We start from the raw sequence: 21,087 nt of genomic DNA on the forward strand, positions 1-21,087 counted from the left end.
AAAGTTTCTTTCCTTGACAGTCAGAAACCTAGACAGGAAGCGGCGTGCGGCCGTTAAGGCGCTCCGAAAGACCCACAGATGCAGCAGGAGAGCCGAGATACTGCTCTAAAAACACGGATGCGGCGTGTTTGTACCCGTTTCCGGCAGAATCTCCGTCGAATTCGTTCAGGGGCGGGGTCGGGTGGCGCGCACACCGGCGCGGCGCACGCTATCGTCAGAGCGTGCGCCTCGGAGTTCTTGACGTCGGTTCGAATACCGTCCACCTGCTGGTCGTCGACGCGCACGAAGGCGCCCCGCCGGTGCCGATGGCGTCCGACAAGGCCGTGCTGCGCCTGATGCGCTACCTCACCCCCGAGGGGGCCATCACTGACGAGGGCTGCACCGCGGTGCTCGACGCCGTGCGGAACGCCGCGGAGGTCGCCCGCCGCCACCACGTCGACGATCTGCTGCCATTCGCCACCTCCGCACTCCGCGAGGCCACGAACGGGCCCGAGCTGCTCGCCCGGGTCGAACGGGAAACCGGGGTCGCCCTCCAGGTGCTGTCCGGCGAAGATGAGGCCCGCCTGACCTTCCTGGCCGTGCGTCGCTGGTACGGCTGGTCGGCCCGGGACATCCTGCTCTTCGACATCGGCGGCGGCTCCCTCGAAATCGCGACCGGCGCGAACGAAATCCCCACGGTCGCGCTCTCGCTCCCGCTGGGGGCCGGCCGTTCCACGGTCGGTTTCCTGCACGACGACCCGCCGCGTCCCGAGCAGGTCTCCGCTCTCCGCGACCACGCGGACGCCGTGCTCGCGGAGGCGCTGGACGCGTTCGCGGGCCGCCGGATCCCGCACCATGTGGTGGGCTCGTCGAAGACCATCCGCTCCCTCGCCAAACTGGCCGGGTCCACGTCCGACGGGGTCGGGTCCGGCGAACGGATGCGGCTGAGCCGGTCGCAACTGGACGACTGGGTGCCGCGACTGGCGCGTATTCCGGCCGAAGCCCGCCCGGCACTGCCCGGGATCACGGCCGACCGCACCTTCCAGATCGTGGCCGGCGGCATCGTGCTCAGCGCGGCGATGGCCGCGTTCCGGGTGGCGGAACTCGAAGTGTCGCCCTGGGCGCTGCGCGAGGGGATCATCCTGCGCTACCTGGACCACCTGGCCTGACGTCGAAGAACGGCGGGACCACGTGGGGTTGCCACGTGGTCCCGCCGGGGGTGGTGCCGGGGTGGTGAGGTGAGCGGCGCTGCCGCTACTTCATCGCCTTGGCCTTGAGCGCCGCGTACTCTTCAGGCGTGATGGTGCCGCTGTCGAGGAGGGCTTTTGCTTTCGCGATCTCGTCGGCCGAAGTCGCCGTCGCCCCGGCGACCGAGCGCACGTAGTCGTCCGTGGCCTGCTGCGCGCGACGCGAATCGCGCATCTGCCGTTCGGCCATGCCCTTGCCGCGTGCGATCAGGTAGACCAACGCGGTCAGGAAGGGCACGAAGACGAGGAACAGGATCCAGGCCGCTTTCGCCCACCCGTTGAGTTCATGATCACGGAAGATGTCTGCGACGATCGAAAACAGCACCATCAGGTAGGCGATGAAGGCGAACGTCCAGAAGAAGAAGAACCAGATGAAGTCCCAGATGTTCGACAAAAAATCCATGATCTGTCTTTTTGGTCAGGGAATTGGATCGCGGTCGGGCTAATCCGACCGCCGAATGGCTGCCGGTGATGCTGCTTTGTCGGTTCGACCCTGAGTCAGGTGCCCGCGGCCCACATTCACTGCCAGATGGTAGCGCGACGGAACCGGCCCGGAAAGGGCCGAAGGGGGCCCGATGGTCAGGGATTTTTCTGGCGGAGCGGAGCCGAAGTCCACGAAGATGTGCCCCCGCTGGGGGTCGAACCCAGACTGTGACGATTTTAAGTCGTCTGCCTCTGCCATTGGGCTACGGGGGCGCGTTCGGGATTTCCCGAACGCTTCAAGCGTAGGTGCTGCCGGAGCCTCCGGTGTTACTTGGCGGCGACGGTCTCCGCGTCGGCGACGGCAGCATCCGTTGCGACGGCGGTCGTCGCCGCCGGCTTCGCCGCGGTCTTCCGCGGCGCGCGGGGAGTCCGCGCGGTCGGCGCGGTCGGCGCGGCCTTGGTCGCCGGCACCGTGGTGCTGGACTTCGCGGCAGCGGCAGCGGAGGCCGGGGCCTTTGCCGGAGCTGCGGCGTCGGAGGCCGGCTTCGGACGGGAGGCGAACTCCTCGAACGCGGCGCGCGGGTGCTCCAGCGCGGCCAGGGAGACGATGTCGCGGCCGAGGAAGAAGTTGTTCACCCAGCCCCAGACGACGCGCAGCTTGCGCTCCCAGCTCGGCATGGCCAGGCCGTGGTAGCCGCGGTGCGCGAACCAGGCCAGCAGACCCGTCATCGCGAACTTGCCGGACTGGAACACGCCGGTGCCGATCCCGAGGCCGGCGACGGCGCCGAGGTTCTTGTGCAGGTATTCCTTGGGGCCTTCGCCTCGCAGCACCGCGACGATGTTCTTCGCGAGGAGCTTGCCCTGGCGGACCGCGTGCTGGGCGTTGGGCACGCAGAAGCCGCCCACTCCCCCGCCGCTGAGGTCGGGCACGGCGGTGATGTCGCCGGCGCCCCAGGCGTCGGCGATGATCTCGTCCTCGGTGCCGACGCGCAGGTCGGGGCGCACCTGCAGGCGGCCGCGCTCCTCGATCGGGAGGTCGGTGTGGCGCACGACGGCCGGGTTGGCCATGACGCCCGCGGTCCAGACGATCAGGTCGGTTTCGAAGCTCTCTCCGGTGGAGAGTTCGATCTTGCCGTCGACCGCGCTGGTCAGCTGCGTGTTGAGGTGGATCTGCGCGCCGCGCTGATCGAGGTCCTTGATCACCCAGAGGCTCGTCTTCAGCGAAACCTCGGGCATGATGCGCCCCATGGCCTCGATCAGGTGGAAGTGGGTGTCGTCGAAACCGATCTGCGGGTACGACTTCAGCAGCGAGGTGGCGAAGGAGCGCAGCTCGGCGAACACCTCGATGCCGGCGAAGCCACCGCCGATGACGACGAAGGTGAGCAGGCGGTCGCGCTCGGGACCGGCGGGAAGCAGTGCTGCCTTGTCGAAGTTGGTGAGCACGCGGTCGCGGATGGCGACGGCTTCCTCGATGGTCTTCAGGCCGATGGCCTGGTCGGCGACGCCCGGGATCGGGAAGGTGCGGGAGACGGCGCCCGCCGTGACGACGACGATGTCATAGACGAATTCCCACGGCTCGCCGATCGGCGGCGTGATGGTCGCCGTCTTCGTGGCGTGGTCGATGTGCGTGACCTTGGCCGTGAGCACGTTCGTCTTTTTGAGGTGGCGGCGGTGCGCCACGACGGCGTGCCGCGCCTCGATGGAACCGGCGGCGACCTCGGGCAGGAACGGCTGGTACGTCATGTACGGGAGGGGGTCGACCATGGTGACCTCGGCCTCGCCGGCGCGCAGCCACTTCTCGAGCTTCCAAGCGGTGTAGAAACCCGCGTAGCCGCCACCGACAATCAAAATTCTGGGCACGATGGAAGTCCTCCTACATTGTTTGGATGCGCGAAAACTTACCGTTTTGATCGTATTCGCTTGATGTGCCGAGTGGCCCCGATGCCGAACAGCGTTACTAGAGTACCAAACCCGACCAGCACCATGAGCGGCACGCTGATATAGGTGACGGTGAGCGGGCTGGGCAGCCACGCGGCGACGACGCTGGCGCCGGGCAGAGCGGGGTCCTCCGCCGGCGCGACGGGCGCCTGCGCGGTGGGCTGCGGCGCGGGCGCCAGCTCGGTGTCCGCGCGGCGGTGCACCCGGATCCATTCCTCCAGCAGGGCCGCCGGTTCCGCCGTCGTCCCGGTCGGCACGGATGCAGTGACGGCCGCCGCGGCGTCGATCAGGCCGTTGCCGTAGATCGGGCTGGGCACCGAGTGCCCGTTCGGGTTCGCCGTGGCGATGACCCGGTTCATGACCCCGGCCGCGTCGAGCCGGGGATAGGCGGCGCGTACGAGCGCAACCAGGCCGGAGACGATGGGAGCGGCCGCGCTGGTGCCGTTCCACTGCACGTACCCTCCACCGGGAACCACCCCGACGAGCTGCTCGCTCGGCGCGGCGACGGAGATGGTGATGCCCTGCGAGGACGCGTCGAAGCTCGCGCCCTTGCTGCGGTCGACGCCCGCGACCGTCAGCACCCCGGGGATCGTCGCGGGGGCGCCGACCTCGGTGGTGCCGCTGCCCCGGTTCCCGGCTGCGGCCACGACGACGACGTCGTGTTCGAAGGCGTAGAGGAACGCGTCATCCCAGCTCGGCGGCCAGTCCAGCGTGTTGCGGGTGAGCGACATATTGATGACGTCGGCCCCGTTGTCGACGGCCCAGCGGATGCCGGCGGCGATCTGGTCGTCGTTGCTGAGGGTCGCTCCGGTGGTGCCGAACGCCACCGAGACGGCGAGGATCGAGGCCTCGGGCGCGACTCCCATGACCCCGGAATTGGCGCCCGTGCCACGGCCGGCCAGCAGGGACGCCACCAGGGTGCCGTGCTCGCTGCCGTCTCCGATCGGAGTCTGACCGTTGGCGGAGCCGAGGCCGGAGACATCCGTGCCGCCGACGACGGCGCCGGCCAGTTCGGCGACGCCGGCGTCGACGCCGGTGTCGATCACGGCCACCTTCACGCCGGCGCCGCGGGTCGTCTTCCAGGCCTCGGTGAACCCGTAGTCGTTCAGCCAGTACTCCAGGTCGCGCACCTGCGTGTTCTCAGCGAAGGCGGGCACCGCCGGGGCCAGGGCCGCCCCGCCCACCGACACGGTGAGGCAGAGGCCGACGGCCAGGCCGATGCGCCGCCAGGCCGCCCTCACTCGTCGGCCGACGAATAGTCCAGGCACTCGCAGACGTCCGGCATCCAGGCCGCCCGGGCCAGGGCCAGGTCACCGATCGGGTTGGTGCCGGGTCCGGCCGCCAGCGCATGGGCGGCCAGCGCGTGCAGGCACTTGACCCGGTCGGGCATGCCGCCGGAGGAGATCCCGGCGATCTCGGGCACCGTGCCGACGGTCTCCCGGTCGGCCAGGAAGCTGTCGTGGGCGCGGCGGTACCGGGCGCGCACTTCGGCGTCGTCGGCCAGCAGCTGGTTGTACTCGTTCATCACCTGGGTGGCCTCGAGGAACGAGAGGGCCGCGGTGGCGGCGGGATGGGTCAGGTAGTACAGGGTCGGGAACGGCGTACCGTCGGCCAGCCGGGGCGCGGTGGCGACGACGGTCGGGGCGCCGCAGACACAGCGCGCGGGGATGCCGATGACGTCGCGGGCGGGCCGGCCCAACTGGGCCGACACAATCATGATGTCGGCGGCGGTGACCGGCGCGAAGGGAGGCCGGGTCACTGTGCGGCCTCGGGTGCCAGGCCGGCCGTCATTGCGGAGGCGAACATGGAGGACAGCCAATCGACGTTGGTGGTTTGGATGGTGGGGCTGGCGACCGGGACGGCCGCCTCGCCGGCGACGGGCAGGGCCAGGTCGTTGATGACGAGGAAGCTGACGTCGCCGGGCAGCACATAGGACAGCCGGTCGCGGGCCTGGGTGGTGACGTAGGTGCGGTCGTTCCACCGCTCGCGTTCGGACTTGAGCTGTTCCACGTCACCCTGCTGCTGGGTGACGGCGGCCGTCAGCCGGTCGATCTGCTGCCTCTGGTCGGCGTAGGTGCGGATGCCCGGCGCGAGCACGATGACGGCCATGATCAGCAGACCCATCATCACGAGCGAGAACCCGGACAGCCGGAGGCCGTGCAGCCAGTTGCCGGCGATGGTGTCTGCGAAGTTGTCCGTGGAGGCGAGCGCGACGGGCCGCCGTTCGGCGCGTTTCCTGGCCATGGCAACTCCTTTCGCTGACTCCGGGTGCGGGGCGGCCCCGCACTGGAACCCTAATTGCAGTGGGACAAAAAAATGGAGCTCTCGAAGCGCGGGGATCAACCCGCGCTTCGAGAGCTCCGGGCAGACTACGCCTTGAACCGCGGGAAAGCGGAACGGCCCGCGTACACTGCGGCCTCGCCCAGCTCTTCTTCAATCCTCAGAAGCTGATTGTACTTTGCGACGCGCTCGCTGCGAGCAGGCGCTCCGGTCTTGATCTGGCCGGCATCCGTCGCGACCGCGAGGTCGGCGATGAAGGTGTCTTCGGTCTCACCGGAGCGGTGGGAGATGACGGTGGTGTAACCGGCACGCTGGGCGAGGGAAACCGCGTCGAGCGTCTCGGTGAGGGTGCCGATCTGGTTGACCTTGACCAGGATCGAGTTCGCCGTGCCGAGGGCCAGGCCCTTGGCCAGACGCACCGGGTTGGTCACGAACAGGTCGTCTCCGACGATCTGGACCTTGTCGCCGAGTTCGGCGGTGAGGTGCACGTAGCCGTCCCAGTCGTCCTCCTCGAGCGGGTCTTCGATCGAGACGAGCGGGTAGGCCGCGACGAGCTCGACGTAGTACGCGGACAGCTCCTGGGCGGTGAGTTCCTTGCCCTCGAAGTGGTAGACGCCGTCCTTGTAGAACTCGGAGGCGGCGCAGTCGAGCGCAAGCCCGATGTCCTTGCCGGGGGTGTAGCCGGCGTTCTGGATGGCTTCGACGATCAGGTCGAGGGCCGCGCGGTTGCTCGGCAGGTTGGGGGCGAAGCCACCCTCGTCGCCGAGGCCGGTGGAGAGGCCCTTGGACTTGAGCAGCGCCTTGAGGGCGTGGTAGGTCTCGGTGCCCCAGCGGAGGCCCTCGGCGAAGGACTCGGCGCCGAGCGGTACGACCATGAATTCCTGGATGTCCACGTCGTTGTCGGCGTGGGAGCCGCCGTTGATGATGTTCATCATCGGGACCGGAAGGGTGTGCGCGTTCGGGCCACCGAGGTAGCGGAACAGGGGCAGGCCGGCCGAGGTGGCGGCGGCCTTGGCGACTGCCAGGCTGACGCCGAGGATGGCGTTGGCGCCGACGCGGTGCTTGTTGTCGGTGCCGTCGGTCTCGTTCAGGACGGCGTCGACGATGCGCTGGTCGCTGGCGTCGAGGTCCTCGACTGCCGGGCCGAGCTCGTCGATGACGGCGTCAACGGCCTTCAGCACGCCCTTGCCCAAATAACGTGACTTGTCGCCGTCGTGCAGCTCGTAAGCCTCGAACGCACCAGTCGATGCGCCGGACGGAACGGCGGCGCGGCTGACCGAACCGTCATCAAGCAATACCTCGACCTCGACGGTCGGGTTGCCTCGGGAGTCAAGAATCTCGCGTGCTACTACTGCCTCAATGAGAGCCACAGCTATCTCCTGTTTCCTATGTTTTTTAATTGTTGGGGTGTTGGTCTGGAGGGATCAGGGAAAACAGCGCCGTATTCCAATCCAATAACAGTCTAGCGACTGGGCTCAGCCGGCGAGTGGACGAAAGTCCAGCGCCGCCACGTCCTCGGTTGCCGCGGCGACGAAGGCGTAACGCCCGTAACCGCCGGCAGCCGCGCGTTCCAGCAGGGCCTTCACGTTCTTCGTGCGCTGTTCCAGGCGCACCCGGAGGCCCTCGGCGACCAGGGTTTGCTTGAGCGCCACCAGCCGGGCCGGGTCTGTTCCCTTGTCGTACACCAGGACGACCGACGTCTCCACGGATGCCGCGTCCGCACCGAGCAGGTCGACGATGCGCTCGAAGCCGATCGAGAAGCCGCAGGCGGGCACATCGGTGCCGAGGAAGCGGCCGATCATGCCGTCGTACCGGCCGCCGCCGCCGAGCGAGTACCCGAGCGTGGGGTGCGAGATCTCGAAGATGGTGCCGGTGTAGTACCCCATCCCGCGCACGAGGGTGGGGTCGAAGTCGAGTCGCACCCCCGGCATCGCGGCACGGAGGGCGAGCAGGTCGCCGTAGGCATCCTGATCGAGCCAGGCCGGGGCGACCGGCTCGGCCGCGTCCCAGCCGGCGTCCCCGAGAGCGGTCAGCGTCTCGGCGATTCCGGCGGTGACAAGGCCCAGGCTGCCCAGTTCGGCGACGACGCCGTCGACGCCGATCTTGTCCAGCTTGTCGATGGTGATCAGGGCGCGCTCGCTCAGGTCCGCCGGAACGTTCCAGTGCGCGAGCAGGGCAGCGAGAATGCGGCGGTCGTTGATGCGGATCGAGCAGCCGGTCAGGCCGAGCGCGTCGAGCGCGGCGCTGGTGGCGGTGATCAGCTCGATCTCGGCGAGCATGCCGGCCTCGCCGATGATGTCGATGTCGCACTGCACGAACTGGCGGTAGCGACCCTTCTGCGGCCGTTCGGCCCGCCAGACCGGCGCGATCTGGATCGAGCGGAACACGGTCGGCAGTTCCGAGCGGTGGGTGGCGTAGAACCGGGCCAGGGGCACGGTGAGGTCGAATCGGAGGCCCAGGTCGGCCAGCGCGAGCAGGTCGCCGGATTCGGCGGCGGCCGCGACATCCGTGGGCTTGAGGCCGCGCTTCATCACCGCGAAGGCGAGTTTCTCGTTGTCGCCGCCGAGGCCGGAGTGCAGCCGGGCGGAGTCCTCCATCACCGGGGTCTCGATCTCGTCGAAGCCGTGCGCGGTGAAGCTGTGCCGGATCACGGCCAGGGCGTGCTCCCGGGAGGCTTTGTCGGCCGGGAGGAAGTCGCGCATGCCGCGGGGTGGGGTCACTGGTGTTGCCATAGCCCCAATTGTGTCAGTTCCGGCCTCGCCGCCCGGGCCCGGCAACGCCTCCTGTGCGCCCACCGTCGCTGTTTCGGCCGAGAATCGCCACCGCACCGGGCCATCTCGGCGCAAGCGAGGACGGTGGACGAAGGCTAGAGCGCGCCGCCCGCCGCGGCGGGGGCGTCGGTGTCGGCCGGAGCGCCGGTCACGGTCTCCCGGGCGATGTGGTCCTCGATGTCGAAGGGGTTGTCGCCGGCCCTCTGGGCGATGGTCAGCAGGGTGGACATCGATGCCACCTCTTCCACCTGTTCCTTGAGGAACCAGAGCATCGCCTGCTCGCCGAGCGCGTCGCCGTCGGCCCGGGCCGCTCGGAACAGGGCCTCGATCTGCGCGGTGACCTGCTTCTCCTGAGCGAGCGCGAGTGCGATCGGCTCGATCACGAGAGTGAAGTCGTTCCGCACGGCGGGAATGCCGGGGATGACGACGCCCAGGCCCCGGTCGAGGCGGTACTGCACGAGCATCATGGCGTGGTTGCGCTCTTCGATCGACCGGGCGTAGAAGTGGGCGGCCAGCCGGGGCAGAGCCTGGTTGTCGAACCACACCGCGATCGCGAGATACTGCTGCGAGGCGGCGAATTCGTTGCCGATCTGGGCGGAGAGAAGCTCGTTGAAAGTGGACTGGATCATGCTCTGACGGTACCCGCGGATCGAGGGATCCGGCAGGTCTGCTCAGTCAGGCGCAGCGGGCAGGCCGATGATTCCGGCGTCGGAGAAATCGGATCCGGACACGTCGGAGCCGGAGCCCGCACCGGCGCTCTCGGCTTCGGCGGCGCGGATCTCGTCCTGCAGCCCCCGGAGGGCGCTGCGCAGGGCACGCTCGGAGTCGAGCCCGTTGGCCTTCGCCGCCGCGACGATCGCGAGCAGGAGCGGCCCGAGTTCGTCCTCGCTTTCCATCGGCAGCGGGAAGGCCGCCTCGCTGCCGAGCAGCCCGATCTTCTGCGCGCGCCCCAGCACCTTGTCCGCGAGCGCGAGCGCGGGCATCCCCTGCGGGATCCCGTCGAGCACGCTGGTGCGGTGCGGTTTCTCTGCGGCCTTGAAGTCGTCCCAGGCGAGGGAGACGTCGGCGGCCGTCTCGAGGGTGGCGTCCCCGAAGACGTGCGGATGGCGCCCCACCATCTTTGCGGTCATGTGCGCCGCGACATCCTGGATGTCGAAGTCTTCGCCGCGCGTGTGCGCCGCGAGGTCGGCGTGGAAGATCACCTGGTACAGCACGTCGCCGAGTTCCTCGAGCAGCTCCTCCCGGGTGCCGGATTCGATCGCCTCGATCAGTTCGTGGCTCTCCTCGATCAGGTACTGCACGAGGGACTCGTGGGTCTGCTCCCCGTCCCAGGGGCAGCCGCCGGGCGCGCGCAGATGGGCGACCACGCGCACGAGCTCGTCCAGGCTCGATGCGCCTTCTGGTCCTGTGGGCATTCCTGAAGGGGTCACGCGACAACTCTAATCGCCTCGACTTGCCGGAACAGAGGCCTGAACCCGCCCGTGTCCCGGCCGGACGCCCCGAACGCCGGACCACGGGCCGCGCTGAACCAATTCGACGGAGAATCTCCGTTAAAACCGCTCTGGGAGAACGTTGAGGGCCGATCCGAGCAATATCTCCGTCGAATTCGTTCGGGCCGGCTCGGCCGGGGTGGGCCACCGGGGCGGGCAGGTGACCTCGGGTTAGGCGACCGTGTCCACGGGGCGGGGGAAGAGCGCGTCCAGCAGCGACCCGGCCCACGCGATCAGCGCGGCGTCGCCCAGCGGTTCGCCGTTGATGCGCGGCATGGGCACCGTCATCGACCCGTTCTGGGTGAAGTAGCGCGAGCCCGGGTACATCCGTTGCAGGCGCACCTGCATCGAGTCGGCGAGGTTCGCCGGCGACACCCGCAGGTTCGACCCCATCGCCACGACCTCGCCCAGGCCGGCCTGCTGGGCCAGCCAGCGCAACCGGGACACCAGGACCAGGTTCTGCACCGGCTGCGGCGGCTCGCCGTAACGGTCGGTGAGCTCGTCCAGCACCAGATCGATCTGGTCCTTCGCGGCCGTGGGGGCGCTGGCCGCCGAGAGCTTCTGGTAGGCCTCCAGGCGCAGCCGCTCGCTGTCGACGTAGTCCTCGGGGATGTGCGCGTCGACGGGCAGCTCCAGCCGCAGCTCGGTCTGCCCCGCGGCGACGTCGCCGCGGAACGTGCTGACGGCTTCCCCGATCATCCGCAGGTAGAGGTCGAAGCCAACGCCGGCGATGTGGCCGGCCTGTTCGCCGCCGAGCAGGTTGCCGGCGCCGCGGATCTCAAGGTCTTTCAGCGCGACCTGCATGCCGGCGCCCAGCTCGTTGTTCGCCGCGATCGTGGCCAGCCGGTCGTGCGCGATCTCGGTCAGGGGCTTGTTCTCGTCGTAGAGGAAGTAGGCGTAGGCGCGCTCGCGGCCGCGGCCGACCCGCCCGCGCAGCTGGTGCAGCTGGCTGAGCCCGAACTTGTCGGCCCGGTCGATGATGATCGTGTTCGCATTGGCGATGTCGAGGCCGGTCTCGATGATCGTGGTCGAGACGAGCAGGTCGAACTTGCGCTCCCAGAAATCCACGACGACCTGCTCGAGCTGGGCCTCCGGCAGCTGGCCGTGGGCGACCGCGATCCGGGCCTCCGGCACCAGCTCGGCCAACTGGGCGGCGACCCTGTTGATGCTCGATACCCGGTTGTGCACGACGAAGATCTGTCCCTCCCGCAGCAGCTCGCGCCGGATGGCCGCGGCCACCTGGCGGTCGGAGTACGGGCCGACGAATGTGAGGATCGGGTGCCGGTCCTCCGGCGGGGTGGCCAGGGTCGACATCTCCCGGATGCCGGTGACCGCCATCTCGAGGGTGCGCGGGATGGGCGTGGCGCTCATCGCGAGGATGTCCACGTTGGTCTTGAGCTTCTTCAGCGCGTCCTTGTGCTCCACTCCGAAGCGCTGCTCCTCGTCGATGATGACGAGGCCGAGGTCCTTGAACACGATGGAGTCGGACAGGAGCCGGTGCGTCCCGATGACCAGGTCGACAGTTCCGTCGAGCATCCCGGCGATGGTCTCCCGGGATTCCTTCTCGGTCTGGAACCGGCTCAGGGCGCGCAGGTGCACCGGGAACCCGGCGAAACGCTCCTGGAACGTCTCCATGTGCTGGCGAACGAGCAGGGTCGTCGGCACGAGCATCACGACCTGCTTGCCGTCCTGGATGGCTTTGAACGCGGCGCGCACGGCCACCTCGGTCTTGCCGAAGCCGACGTCGCCGGAGAGCAGCCGGTCCATCGGGATGGGCCGTTCCATGTCGGCCTTGACCTCGTCGATGGTGGTGAGCTGGTCGGGCGTCTCCGCGAACGGGAACGCCTCCTCCAGCTCGCGCTGCCAGGGGGTGTCCGGTCCGAAAGCGTGACCCTTGCTGGCCATCCGTGCCGAGTAGAGCTTGACCAGCTCCACGGCGATGTCCCGCACGGCACGGCGCGCCTTGGTCTTCGCGGCGGACCAGTCGCTGCCGCCCATCTTGCTCAGCGCGGGCGCCTCGCCGCCGACGTAACGGCTGACCAGGTCGAGCTGGTCGGTGGGCACGAACAGTTTGTCGCCCGGGTGACCGCGCTTGGAGGGGGCGTACTCGAGCACGAGGTATTCGCGCTTGGTCTTCACCGGGTTGCGCCCGCCGCTGGACACCTCGCGCTGGGTGAGTTCGATGAACCGGCCGATACCGTGCGTCTGGTGCACGACGTGGTCCCCGGCCTTCAGCTGCAGCGGGTCGACGACGTTTTTGCGCCGGCTGGCGAGCTTCTTCACCTGACGGGCGTCGTAGCCGACGGTGCGGCCGTAGAACTCGGATTCGCTGACCAGCGCGAATTTGGTCTCCGGCAGTTCGAAACCGTGATCGACGGATGCCTTCAGCAGGTACGCGATGCCGGGTTCGGGGTCGGCGGGCCACTCCGCGACCGACCGGGCCGGGAGTTCGTGTTCGGCCAGGACGTCCGCGGCGCGTTCGACTAGCCCGGCACCCTGGGCGACGATGCCCACGGTCCAGCCCGCCTTCAGCCGTTCGGCGAGGTGGCCGACGGCACCCTCCACGCTGCCTTGGAAGCTCGGAACGGCGTCACCCTCGACCCGCACGGTGAGCAGGTCGTCGATTTCGCGGTGTTCGGGCAGCACCGGGGCATCCGTCGGCGCCGCCTGGAAGGAACTGAGGGTCCACCACACGTGCGCGGAGGCCGGGGCGCCCGGCGCGCTGAACTTCACCGATTCGCGGAGCCGGCCGAGGGTGAGGAAGTCACCCGATTCAAGGTCGATCGGCGCCTCGGCGCCGGCGGTCGCGGCGCTCCAGGCTGCCCCGAGGAACTCCCGGTTGGTCTCGGCCAGGCTGATCGCCCGCGACGCGACCCGCTCGGGCGAGATGACGGCCACGGCCGCCTCCCTGGGGAGGTAGTGGGTGATCGGCACGAGCCGGTCAACCAGGGCCGGGGCGAGGCTCTCCATGCCCTCGACCGGGATGCCCTCCGCGATCTTGGCGAGCAGGCCGGACAGGCTCGGGAACTCGTGCTGCATCTCCCGGGCGCGCTGGCGCACGGCGGGGCTGAGCAGCAGTTCGCGGCTCGGCGGCAGGCTGACCGACGCGACCGGGTCGGGCAGGGAACGCTGGTCGGCCACCGAGAACGCCCGGATCTGTTCGACCTCGTCGCCGAAGAACTCGACCCGGTAGGGGTGCGGGGCCACCGGCGGGAAGACGTCGAGGATGCCGCCGCGCACGGCGAATTCGCCGCGCCGGGTGACCATGTCCACCCGCGCGTAGGCGACGTTGACGAGCTGCAGCGCGATCGCGCTCAGGTCGTGGCCGCGCTGGCCGACGCTCAGGTCGATCGGCTCGTAGTCGGTGAGGTTGTCCGCTACCGGCTGCAGCGCGGCGCGCACCGAAGCGATCACGACCAGGGGGTGCCGGGTGGCCGCGTCGCTCTCCTCCCACTCCCGCATCCGTCGCAGGGCGTGCAGGCGCTTTCCGACGATTTCGGCGCTGGGACTGAGCCGTTCGTGCGGGAGGGTCTCCCAGGCCGGGAAGTCGATGATCTCCGCGTCGGCGGCGAAGCAGGCCAGGTTCTCGTGCAGCGACTCGGACTCACGGCCGGTGGCGGTGATCACGAGCAGGGCAGGCGCCTTGTCCAGCCGCACGCGCTGCTCGAGCAGCGCCGCGACCAGGGGCGCGCGAAGGCCCTCGGTGAGGGAAAAATCAACGTCCCGGTTCGCGAAGGCGAGGGCGTTGTCGAATGTGGAGGCGCGCGAAAGTGTGGCAATTAAGCCCTGAAGAGTCACCAGACGAGTCTACGCAACCCGGCTGAGCGCCGCCCGGGGTATCCGGGCCACCCGGGAGCCGCGGCTGTTCCCGTTCCGGTCGAGAGTGCCCGTTCTGCCGGTCACTCTCGACCGGAACGGGAACTATCCGGGGCCGGTCAGGGCGCGTGCACCTTCTGCTGGGCGGCGACGACGCCCTCCGCGGCGATCAGCTCGATCGCGTCGGCGGCATCCGTGAGCAGGATGGGCAGGTTGGCGCGTTCGGTCGAGGCGAAGTCGTGCAGCACGAAATCGGCCGCGGGCTGCCGGCCGGGAGGACGACCAATGCCGGCCCGGATGCGCACGAAGTCGTTCGTTCCCGTGGCGGCGATGATGTCCCGCAACCCGTTGTGGCCGCCGTGGCCGCCGCCGACCTTGATCTTCAGGGTGTCGAAGGGAAGGTCGAGGTCGTCGTGCACGACGATCAGGTGGGACGGCTGCAGGGAATAGAAGCGCAGCAGCGCCGCGACGGGCCCGCCGGACACGTTCATGAACGTATTCGGTTTGGCGAGCACAAGCTTCGGGCCGCCGGGGAAACTGCGTCCCTCGGCGACGGCCGAATTGGTCTTGTGGCCCCGAAATCTGCTCTGGAGCCGATCGGCAAGCACGTCGACCACCATGTGGCCGACGTTATGCCGGTTTCCGGCGTAGTCGGGCCCGGGGTTACCGAGCCCGACTACGAGCCAGAGATTCTCGTCCAGGGGAATCCTCCGCTTACGACGAAACCAGAAGGGGATGACTACTCGGCGGGAGCGGCCTCGGCTTCGCCCTCGGCGCCCTCGGTACCCTCTTCTTCTTCCTCTTCCTCTTCTTCCTCGAGGACCGGCAGGTGCACGGACACGACGACGGCGTCTTCGTCGGAGATGAGCGTGGCACCCTCGGGGATCTCGACGTCCTTCGCGTGAATCTGCGCGCCGTCCTCGAGGCCCTCGATGGAGAGCGGGAGGTTCTGCGGGATGTTGATGGCCTCGACCTCGAGCAGCAGGGTCTTGGTGTCCAGATCGGCGACCATTCCGGGAGCCGGCTCGCCGGTCACGTGCACGGAAACCTCGACCTGGACCTTCTCACCCTTGCGGATGACGATGAGGTCGAGGTGCTCGATGATCTGCAGGAAGGGATCCTTCTGAACGTCCTTGACCAGGGTCAGGTGGCTCTTGCCGTCGATCTCCAGCTCGAGGACGGCGTTCGCGCGGCGCAGCAGCAGTCCGATCTGGTGCGCGGGGAGCGCGACGTGGACCGGGGTGGTGCCGTGGCCGTACATGACGGCGGGGATCTTGCCCAGCACGCGCAGCTTGCGGGCCGCGCCCTTGCCGAACTTCACGCGCAGGTCGGCGACAATCTTGTTGGTGGCGTCAGCCATGGTGTTTCTCCTTGCGGACCGCTACGGCCCAGATCTGGTTCACGGGCCGGGGCCGGTGAAGAGTGGGGGTGTGATTCAACTCGAACGCGTGTCAGCGTGAGGAAAGGCCGTAAAGCATTCCGCCGCGTCGATAACGGATGCCGCGCAGCCGGTTTCCCGGTCGTGCGGCAGCCCTCGCCGAAGTTCAATTCGTAAGTCTAGCGGAGGCGCGGGAGTCCCGCGAACCCGGCCCGCGGCATCCGTACCGGGGCGCCCCGGTCACTCCCCGCACCGGTTCGCGGCGACCGGCTAACCTTGAAAAAGATTTGAGAACAAGTAGCTGAAGGAGCAAACGTGGCCGAAACCGGCGCAGCACAGGCAAACATTGGCGTAGTAGGACTGGCGGTGATGGGCTCGAACCTCGCCCGCAACCTGGCCAGCCGTGCGGGCAACACGGTCGCGGTGTACAACCGCTCCCCCGAGCGCACCCGCCTCCTCACCACCGAGCACCCCGAGGCCGGTTTCGTGGCCTCGGAGACGATCGAGGATTTCGTCGCCTCGCTGCAGAAGCCGCGCACCGCGATCATCATGGTGCAGGCCGGCACGGGCACGGATGCCGTGATCAGCCAGCTGACCGCCCTGTTCGAACCCGGCGACATCATCGTCGACGGCGGCAACGCCGACTTCCAGGACACGATTCGCCGCGAGAAGGATGTGCGCGCCACCGGCGTGAACTTCGTCGGCGCCGGCATCTCCGGCGGCGAGGAGGGCGCCCTCAAGGGGCCCAGCATCATGCCCGGCGGATCGGTGGAGGCGTACAAGACCCTCGGCCCCATCCTCGAGTCGATCGCGGCCGTCGTCGACGGCGTGCCCTGCGTCACCCACATCGGCACGGATGGCGCCGGTCACTTCGTCAAGATGATCCACAACGGCATCGAATACTCCGATATGCAGCTCATCGCCGAGGCGTACGACCTGCTGCGGAAGGTGACCGGGCACTCCCCCGCCGCCATCGCCGATGTGTTCACCGAGTGGAACCAGGGCGACCTCGAGAGCTACCTGATCGAGATCACCGCCGAGGTGCTGCGCCAGGTGGACGCGAAGACCGGCCTGCCGTTCATCGACATCGTGCTCGACGAGGCCGGTTCCAAGGGCACCGGCGTCTGGACCGTGCAGAACGCGCTCGATTTGGGCGTGCCCGTCGGCGGCATCGCCGAGGCCGTCTTCGCCCGCGCCGTGTCCAGCCACCCGGAGCAGCGCGTCCCCGTGCGCGCCGCCATCACCGCCCGCCCGGAGATCGCCGTCGTCGGCCACACTTTCCAGGACGACGTGCGCCAGGCGCTGTACGCGTCGAAGGTCGTCGCGTACGCGCAGGGCTTCGACGCGATCATCGCCGGTGCGGTCAAGTACGGCTGGACCGTCGACAAGGGCGCCATCGCCACGATCTGGCGCGGCGGCTGCATCATCCGGGCCCAGTTCCTGAACCGCATCGTTGACGCGTACGCCAACGACCCGTCGATCACGTCCCTGCTCGTCGACCCGTACTTCGCCCAGGCCGTCGCCGACGGCGAGTCGGCGTGGCGCCGAGTGGTGTCCACGGCCGCGCTGTCCGGTATCCCGGTTCCCGGGTTCGCCTCGGCGCTCAGCTACTTCGACTCGCTCGCCAGCGAACGGCTTCCCGCCGCCCTCGTGCAGGGCCAGCGTGACTTCTTCGGCGCGCACACCTATAAGCGGGTGGACATGCCGGGCACGTTCCACACGCTGTGGTCGGGCGACCGCACCGAGATCGCGACCGAGGGTTCCTCGCACTAGTCACGACGTCGACTAACGAATTCGACGGAGATTTTGCCGAAAATGGCCACTTTCGCTCCGCAACGCGGGTTTTAGAGCAGAAGCTCCGTCGAATTGGTTCTTCGCGCGATCAGGAGCCGGGTTTGCGATACTGGGAGCCTGATGACGAGCGACGACCACCCCGAACTCTCCGGCTACGAGCCGCAGGATGCCGCGCGGCCCCTGCGCAGCCGGCGCACCATGGCCCTGATGCGCATCGTCGTCGTGCTCGGGCTGGTGGCCCTGATCGTGCCGGGCATCCTGACGACCGTGCAGATCGCGTCGAGAACCGCCGCCAACGCGTGCAGTGTCGCCACGGCCCGCTACTACCCCGTCGCCGTCGGCTCGGACGCGCGCTTCGACCTGACCGGGCCGGGAGGCTTCGGCTGGCAGTGCTACGCGATCGACATCAACGAGCGCGAGACCTACGTCATCCCGCTCGGCATCATCCCGGCGGCACCGCGGGCGCCGGAGACGGTCGTACCGGCCTAGACCCGGTCACGATCGTGCTCCAGCTCGTTCTCTGAGCTCCTGCCCCTGACCGGGCCCGGACAGACCTCTGGCCGGCCGTCGACATCCGTCAACGACCGGCCAGAGTCCACTCAGCGAAAACGGGGCCTACGCGGCGCCCTCAAACATCGACGTGACGGAACCCTCGTCGAACACCTCGTGGATGGCGCGTGCCAGCAGCGGGGCGATCGGCAGGACGGTGAGCGTGGGGAAGCGCTTCTCCTCGGGGATCGGCAGGGTATCGGTGACGACGACCTCGGAGATCGCCGGGTTCTGCAGCAGCTCCAGCGCCGGGTGGCTGAACACGGCATGGGTCGCCGCGACGACGACGCCGATCGCTCCGGCGGCGCGCAGGGCCTCGGCCGCGAGCACGATGGTGCGTCCGGTGTCGATCATGTCGTCGACGATCAGGCAGACGCGGCCCTCGACCTGGCCCACGATCTCGTGCACGGACACCCGGTTGGCGACCTTCGGGTCGCGGCGCTTGTGGATGATGGCCAGCGGCGCGCCGAGCTTGTCGCTCCAGATGTCGGCGACGCGCACGCGCCCCATGTCCGGCGAGACGACCGTGAGGGTGGCCGGGTCGAGCTTCTCCTTGAAGTGCTCGAGCAGCACGGGCATGGCGAAGAGGTGGTCGACGGGGCCGTCGAAGAAGCCCTGGATCTGGGCGGCGTGCAGGTCGACGGCCATGATCCGGTCGGCGCCGGCGACCTTGAACAGGTCCGCGATCAACCGGGCCGAGATCGGCTCGCGGCCGCGGCCCTTCTTGTCCTGGCGGGCGTAGGGGTAGAACGGTGCAACCACCGTGATGCGCTTGGCGGATGCCCGCTTGAGTGCGTCGACCATGATCAGCTGTTCCATCAGCCACTCGTTGATCGGGTTGGTGTGCGACTGGATCACGAAGGTGTCGGAGCCGCGCACGCTCTCATCGAAGCGGGCGTAGATCTCGCCGTTCGCGAAGGTTCGGGCGTCGGTGTGAACGAGTTCGGTACCAAGTTCCGTGGCGATGTCCAGTGCCAGTTGGGGGTGTGCTCGCCCCGAAACCAATACAAGTCGCTTCTCGCCGCTGGTCTTGATTCCAGACACCTAGTCTCCGCTCTTTGCCGCAGCCGCCGCCGCGTCGGTTCCTGGGCGGTTGGTCTGTACCCAGCCGTCCATATTGCGTTGTGGGGCCACGGTGAGGGCCAAAGCCCCGGCCGGCACGTCCTTGCGGACGATGGTGCCGGCTCCCGTGTATGCTCCGTCCCCAATCCTAATCGGCGCGACGAACACGTTGTGCGACCCGGTGCGCACGTGGGACCCGATCTCACTGTGGTTCTTGTTCACGCCGTCGTAGTTGGCGAAGATCGTGCCGGCCCCGACGTTCGACTGCACGCCGATCGTGGCATCGCCGACATAGCTCAGGTGCGGCACCTTGCTGCCCATGCCTATGGTCGCGTTCTTGGTCTCGACGAACGTGCCGATCTTGCCGTCGGCGCCCAGAATCGTTCCCGGACGCAGGTACGCGAACGGGCCGACGGATGCGCCCGCGCCGATCACGGCGAGCGTCGCATCCGTGCGCTTGACGACCGCGTTCTCGCCGATTTCACAGTCGACGAGGGTGGTGTCCGGGCCGACCACGGCGCCGGTCTCGATCACGGTGGAGCCGAGAATCTGCGTGCCCGGCCGGATGGTGACATCCGGTGCCAGCTTCGCCTTGAGGTCGATCCAGGTCGTGGCCGGGTCCTGAACGGTCACGCCGGCCAGCTGCCAGCCGTAGACGATGAGGCCGTTGAGCTGGCGCGCCGTCTCGGCGAGCTGGGCGCGGTCGTTGATGCCGGCCACCAGCCAGGCGTCCGCCACGGGCACGGCGCGCACCTCTGAGCCGGACTGGCGCAGCAGGCCGATCACGTCGGTGAGGTACTTCTCACCCTGCGCGTTCTCGGTGGTGACATTGGCGAGCTGGTCGCGCAGTTCCTTCAACCGGAAAACGTAGACCCCGGCGTTGGTCTCGGTGATGGCGCGTTCCTCGCTGGTCGCGTCCTTCTGCTCGACGATGCGGTCGAAAGCGCCTTCCTCCGAGCGCACGATGCGGCCGTAGCCGGCGGCGTCATCCGGGAAGGAGGAGAGCACGGTGGCCGAGACGTCGCGTTCACGGTGCGCGCTGACGAAGCTGGCCAGCGTGGCGGCATTGAGCAGCGGGACGTCGCCGCTGACGACGAGGACGTCGCCGTCGAAGTCCCCCGGGAGGGCGTCCACGGCCTGCTCAACGGCCCGGCCGGTGCCGGGCAGGTCGTCCTGGTCGACGATCAGGCTCTCCGGCAGGTCGGACTGCACGAGAGCGGCCACCTGGTCGCGTTCGTGGCGCACGACCGTGACCACGTGCGCGGCATCCAGCGCCTGGGATGTCGCCAGGACGTGGCTCAGAATGGGGAGCCCGGCGAGCTGGTGCAGCAACTTCGGGGTGCTGGACTTCATTCGGGTGCCCTGGCCGGCGGCCAGCACGACGATGGCGAGTCTGGGGTCAGTCACGTTTTTTCCTCAAGCTTCGGTCTGGCCGGCCGGGGAAGACCGGGGAATGGCGCCGCTTTGTCTGCAGCAATGCTCCGCCGCCAGGACTCGAACCTAGACCTAACAGCTCCAAAGGCTGTCGTGCTGCCATTACACCACGGCGGAATTCGCCGACCGAGGGCCGACCAACGGTGACAAGTCTGCCAGATATCAAGCCGAACACCGCGCCGGGTGCCCGAAGACCCACCGAACATCCCGGTTTGCACGGCCGACCGGGATAATAGACGGATGCCCGTACATGACGAAGTCGACCGAATCGTTGACGCCTGGTTGCGCGAACGGCCCGACCTCGATTTCGCCCCCTTGCAGGTGCTCTCCCGGGTGGGCCGTCTCGCCAAGCATCTGGACCGCGCCCGCCGCACCGCCTTCTCCCGCTCGGAACTGGACTCGTGGGAGTTCGACGTGCTCTCGGCGCTGCGCCGCGCGGGCGAGCCCTACGAACTGAGCCCCAAGGCGCTGCTGCAGCAGACGCTGGTCTCCAGCGGCACGATGACGAACCGGATCGACCGCCTGGTCGAACGCGGACTGGTCACCCGCCGCACGGACCCCAATGACAGGCGGGGCATCTTCGTCGGGATGAACCCGGCCGGCCTCACCCGGGTGGATGCCGCCATCACCCGGCTAGTCGACGCCGAGGCCGAACTGCTCTCCACCCTGACCCCGGCCGATCAGGCGAACCTCGCCTCCCTCCTGCGCAAGCTCAGCCTCGACTTCGACTGAGAATCGAGGCGCAGAAGCCGGTCTCTGAAGGCGCGGGCCGTGACAGAGTCTCCGCCTCGGGCGGCGGCGGTTCCGGCACCACTGCACGGATGCAGGTGGCCGGCTCGGTCACGAATGCGCGCCCGCTCGGCGAGGTCCACCTCAGGGTGCCGGCCTCCAGGTGTTTCACCGTCCACCGGGTCTCGCTTTTCAGC

General features: G+C 68.5%; 18 protein-coding genes and 2 tRNA genes. 4 read left to right on the forward strand and 16 right to left on the reverse strand.

Annotated features, from left to right (window positions below; all coding sequences use genetic code 11):
• Window positions 1-221: 221 nt before the first annotated feature.
• Window positions 222-1,148, forward strand: coding sequence for a Ppx/GppA phosphatase family protein (locus E3O49_RS10760; RefSeq protein WP_134365787.1), 927 nt, complete (start codon window positions 222-224; stop codon window positions 1,146-1,148).
• An 85-nt stretch (window positions 1,149-1,233) separates the two neighbouring features.
• Here the strand turns inward: E3O49_RS10760 and E3O49_RS10765 are convergent, their stop codons facing one another.
• The 13 genes from E3O49_RS10765 to E3O49_RS10825 form a co-directional block, all read right to left on the reverse strand.
• Window positions 1,234-1,629, reverse strand: coding sequence for an SHOCT domain-containing protein (locus E3O49_RS10765; protein WP_134365786.1), 396 nt, complete (start codon window positions 1,627-1,629; stop codon window positions 1,234-1,236).
• 220 nt (window positions 1,630-1,849) lie between these two features.
• A tRNA-Leu gene (locus E3O49_RS10770) sits at window positions 1,850-1,922 on the reverse strand.
• A 54-nt stretch (window positions 1,923-1,976) separates the two neighbouring features.
• The gene (locus E3O49_RS10775) at window positions 1,977-3,509 is read right to left on the reverse strand and encodes an NAD(P)/FAD-dependent oxidoreductase (protein ID WP_134365785.1); all 1,533 of its coding nucleotides are present in this window, start codon (window positions 3,507-3,509) and stop codon (window positions 1,977-1,979) included.
• Between the two features lie 38 nt (window positions 3,510-3,547).
• Window positions 3,548-4,855 carry a S8 family peptidase gene (locus E3O49_RS10780; RefSeq protein WP_338144994.1) on the reverse strand — a complete coding sequence of 436 codons (1,308 nt, stop codon included), beginning with the start codon at window positions 4,853-4,855 and terminating at the stop codon, window positions 3,548-3,550.
• A complete protein-coding gene (locus E3O49_RS10785) occupies window positions 4,825-5,346 on the reverse strand; it encodes a DUF501 domain-containing protein (protein ID WP_134365784.1) in 522 nt (173 codons plus the stop codon). Before E3O49_RS10785 ends, E3O49_RS10780 begins: the two co-directional genes overlap by 31 nt.
• A complete protein-coding gene (locus tag E3O49_RS10790) occupies window positions 5,343-5,831 on the reverse strand; it encodes an FtsB family cell division protein (RefSeq protein ID WP_134365783.1) in 489 nt (162 codons plus the stop codon). Before E3O49_RS10790 ends, E3O49_RS10785 begins: the two co-directional genes overlap by 4 nt.
• Before the next feature lie 125 nt (window positions 5,832-5,956).
• A complete protein-coding gene (gene eno / locus E3O49_RS10795; RefSeq protein WP_134365782.1) occupies window positions 5,957-7,237 on the reverse strand; it encodes a phosphopyruvate hydratase in 1,281 nt (426 codons plus the stop codon).
• Window positions 7,238-7,342: 105 nt separating this feature from the next.
• The gene (gene hisS, locus E3O49_RS10800) at window positions 7,343-8,599 is read right to left on the reverse strand and encodes a histidine--tRNA ligase (protein ID WP_134402573.1); all 1,257 of its coding nucleotides are present in this window, start codon (window positions 8,597-8,599) and stop codon (window positions 7,343-7,345) included.
• A 134-nt stretch (window positions 8,600-8,733) separates the two neighbouring features.
• Window positions 8,734-9,267 carry a ferritin gene (locus tag E3O49_RS10805; RefSeq protein WP_134365780.1) on the reverse strand — a complete coding sequence of 178 codons (534 nt, stop codon included), beginning with the start codon at window positions 9,265-9,267 and terminating at the stop codon, window positions 8,734-8,736.
• A 42-nt stretch (window positions 9,268-9,309) separates the two neighbouring features.
• Window positions 9,310-10,053, reverse strand: a complete 744-nt coding sequence (locus E3O49_RS10810; protein WP_134365790.1) for a nucleoside triphosphate pyrophosphohydrolase — start codon at window positions 10,051-10,053, stop codon at window positions 9,310-9,312.
• A gap of 246 nt (window positions 10,054-10,299) precedes the next feature.
• Window positions 10,300-13,926, reverse strand: coding sequence for a transcription-repair coupling factor (gene mfd, locus E3O49_RS10815; protein ID WP_134365779.1), 3,627 nt, complete (start codon window positions 13,924-13,926; stop codon window positions 10,300-10,302).
• Between the two features lie 137 nt (window positions 13,927-14,063).
• A complete protein-coding gene (pth, locus tag E3O49_RS10820; protein ID WP_134365778.1) occupies window positions 14,064-14,645 on the reverse strand; it encodes an aminoacyl-tRNA hydrolase in 582 nt (193 codons plus the stop codon).
• Between the two features lie 38 nt (window positions 14,646-14,683).
• Window positions 14,684-15,304 (reverse strand): 50S ribosomal protein L25/general stress protein Ctc, encoded by a 621-nt coding sequence (locus tag E3O49_RS10825; protein ID WP_134365777.1) that lies wholly within the window; start codon window positions 15,302-15,304, stop codon window positions 14,684-14,686.
• A gap of 387 nt (window positions 15,305-15,691) precedes the next feature.
• Here E3O49_RS10825 and gndA point away from each other — a divergent pair, with 387 nt between their 5' ends.
• Both gndA and E3O49_RS10835 read left to right on the forward strand, forming a co-directional pair.
• Complete coding sequence (gene gndA / locus E3O49_RS10830) at window positions 15,692-17,095, forward strand: NADP-dependent phosphogluconate dehydrogenase (protein WP_241994539.1); 1,404 nt, start codon at window positions 15,692-15,694, stop codon at window positions 17,093-17,095.
• 141 nt (window positions 17,096-17,236) lie between these two features.
• Window positions 17,237-17,605, forward strand: coding sequence for a hypothetical protein (locus E3O49_RS10835; protein ID WP_134365775.1), 369 nt, complete (start codon window positions 17,237-17,239; stop codon window positions 17,603-17,605).
• A gap of 126 nt (window positions 17,606-17,731) precedes the next feature.
• Here E3O49_RS10835 and E3O49_RS10840 read toward each other — a convergent pair whose 3' ends face one another.
• From E3O49_RS10840 to E3O49_RS10850, 3 genes are all read right to left on the reverse strand, one after another.
• Window positions 17,732-18,709 carry a ribose-phosphate diphosphokinase gene (locus E3O49_RS10840; protein ID WP_134365774.1) on the reverse strand — a complete coding sequence of 326 codons (978 nt, stop codon included), beginning with the start codon at window positions 18,707-18,709 and terminating at the stop codon, window positions 17,732-17,734.
• A complete protein-coding gene (gene glmU, locus E3O49_RS10845; protein ID WP_134365773.1) occupies window positions 18,710-20,134 on the reverse strand; it encodes a bifunctional UDP-N-acetylglucosamine diphosphorylase/glucosamine-1-phosphate N-acetyltransferase GlmU in 1,425 nt (474 codons plus the stop codon).
• A gap of 72 nt (window positions 20,135-20,206) precedes the next feature.
• A tRNA-Gln gene (locus E3O49_RS10850) sits at window positions 20,207-20,278 on the reverse strand.
• Window positions 20,279-20,401: 123 nt separating this feature from the next.
• On the opposite strand from E3O49_RS10850, the gene E3O49_RS10855 reads away from it, so the two are divergent.
• Complete coding sequence (locus E3O49_RS10855; RefSeq protein ID WP_134365772.1) at window positions 20,402-20,893, forward strand: MarR family winged helix-turn-helix transcriptional regulator; 492 nt, start codon at window positions 20,402-20,404, stop codon at window positions 20,891-20,893.
• Window positions 20,894-21,087: the final 194 nt, after the last annotated feature.

The organism is Cryobacterium shii, from assembly GCF_004402595.1.
Taxonomy (GTDB): Bacteria; Actinomycetota; Actinomycetes; order Actinomycetales; family Microbacteriaceae; genus Cryobacterium; species Cryobacterium shii.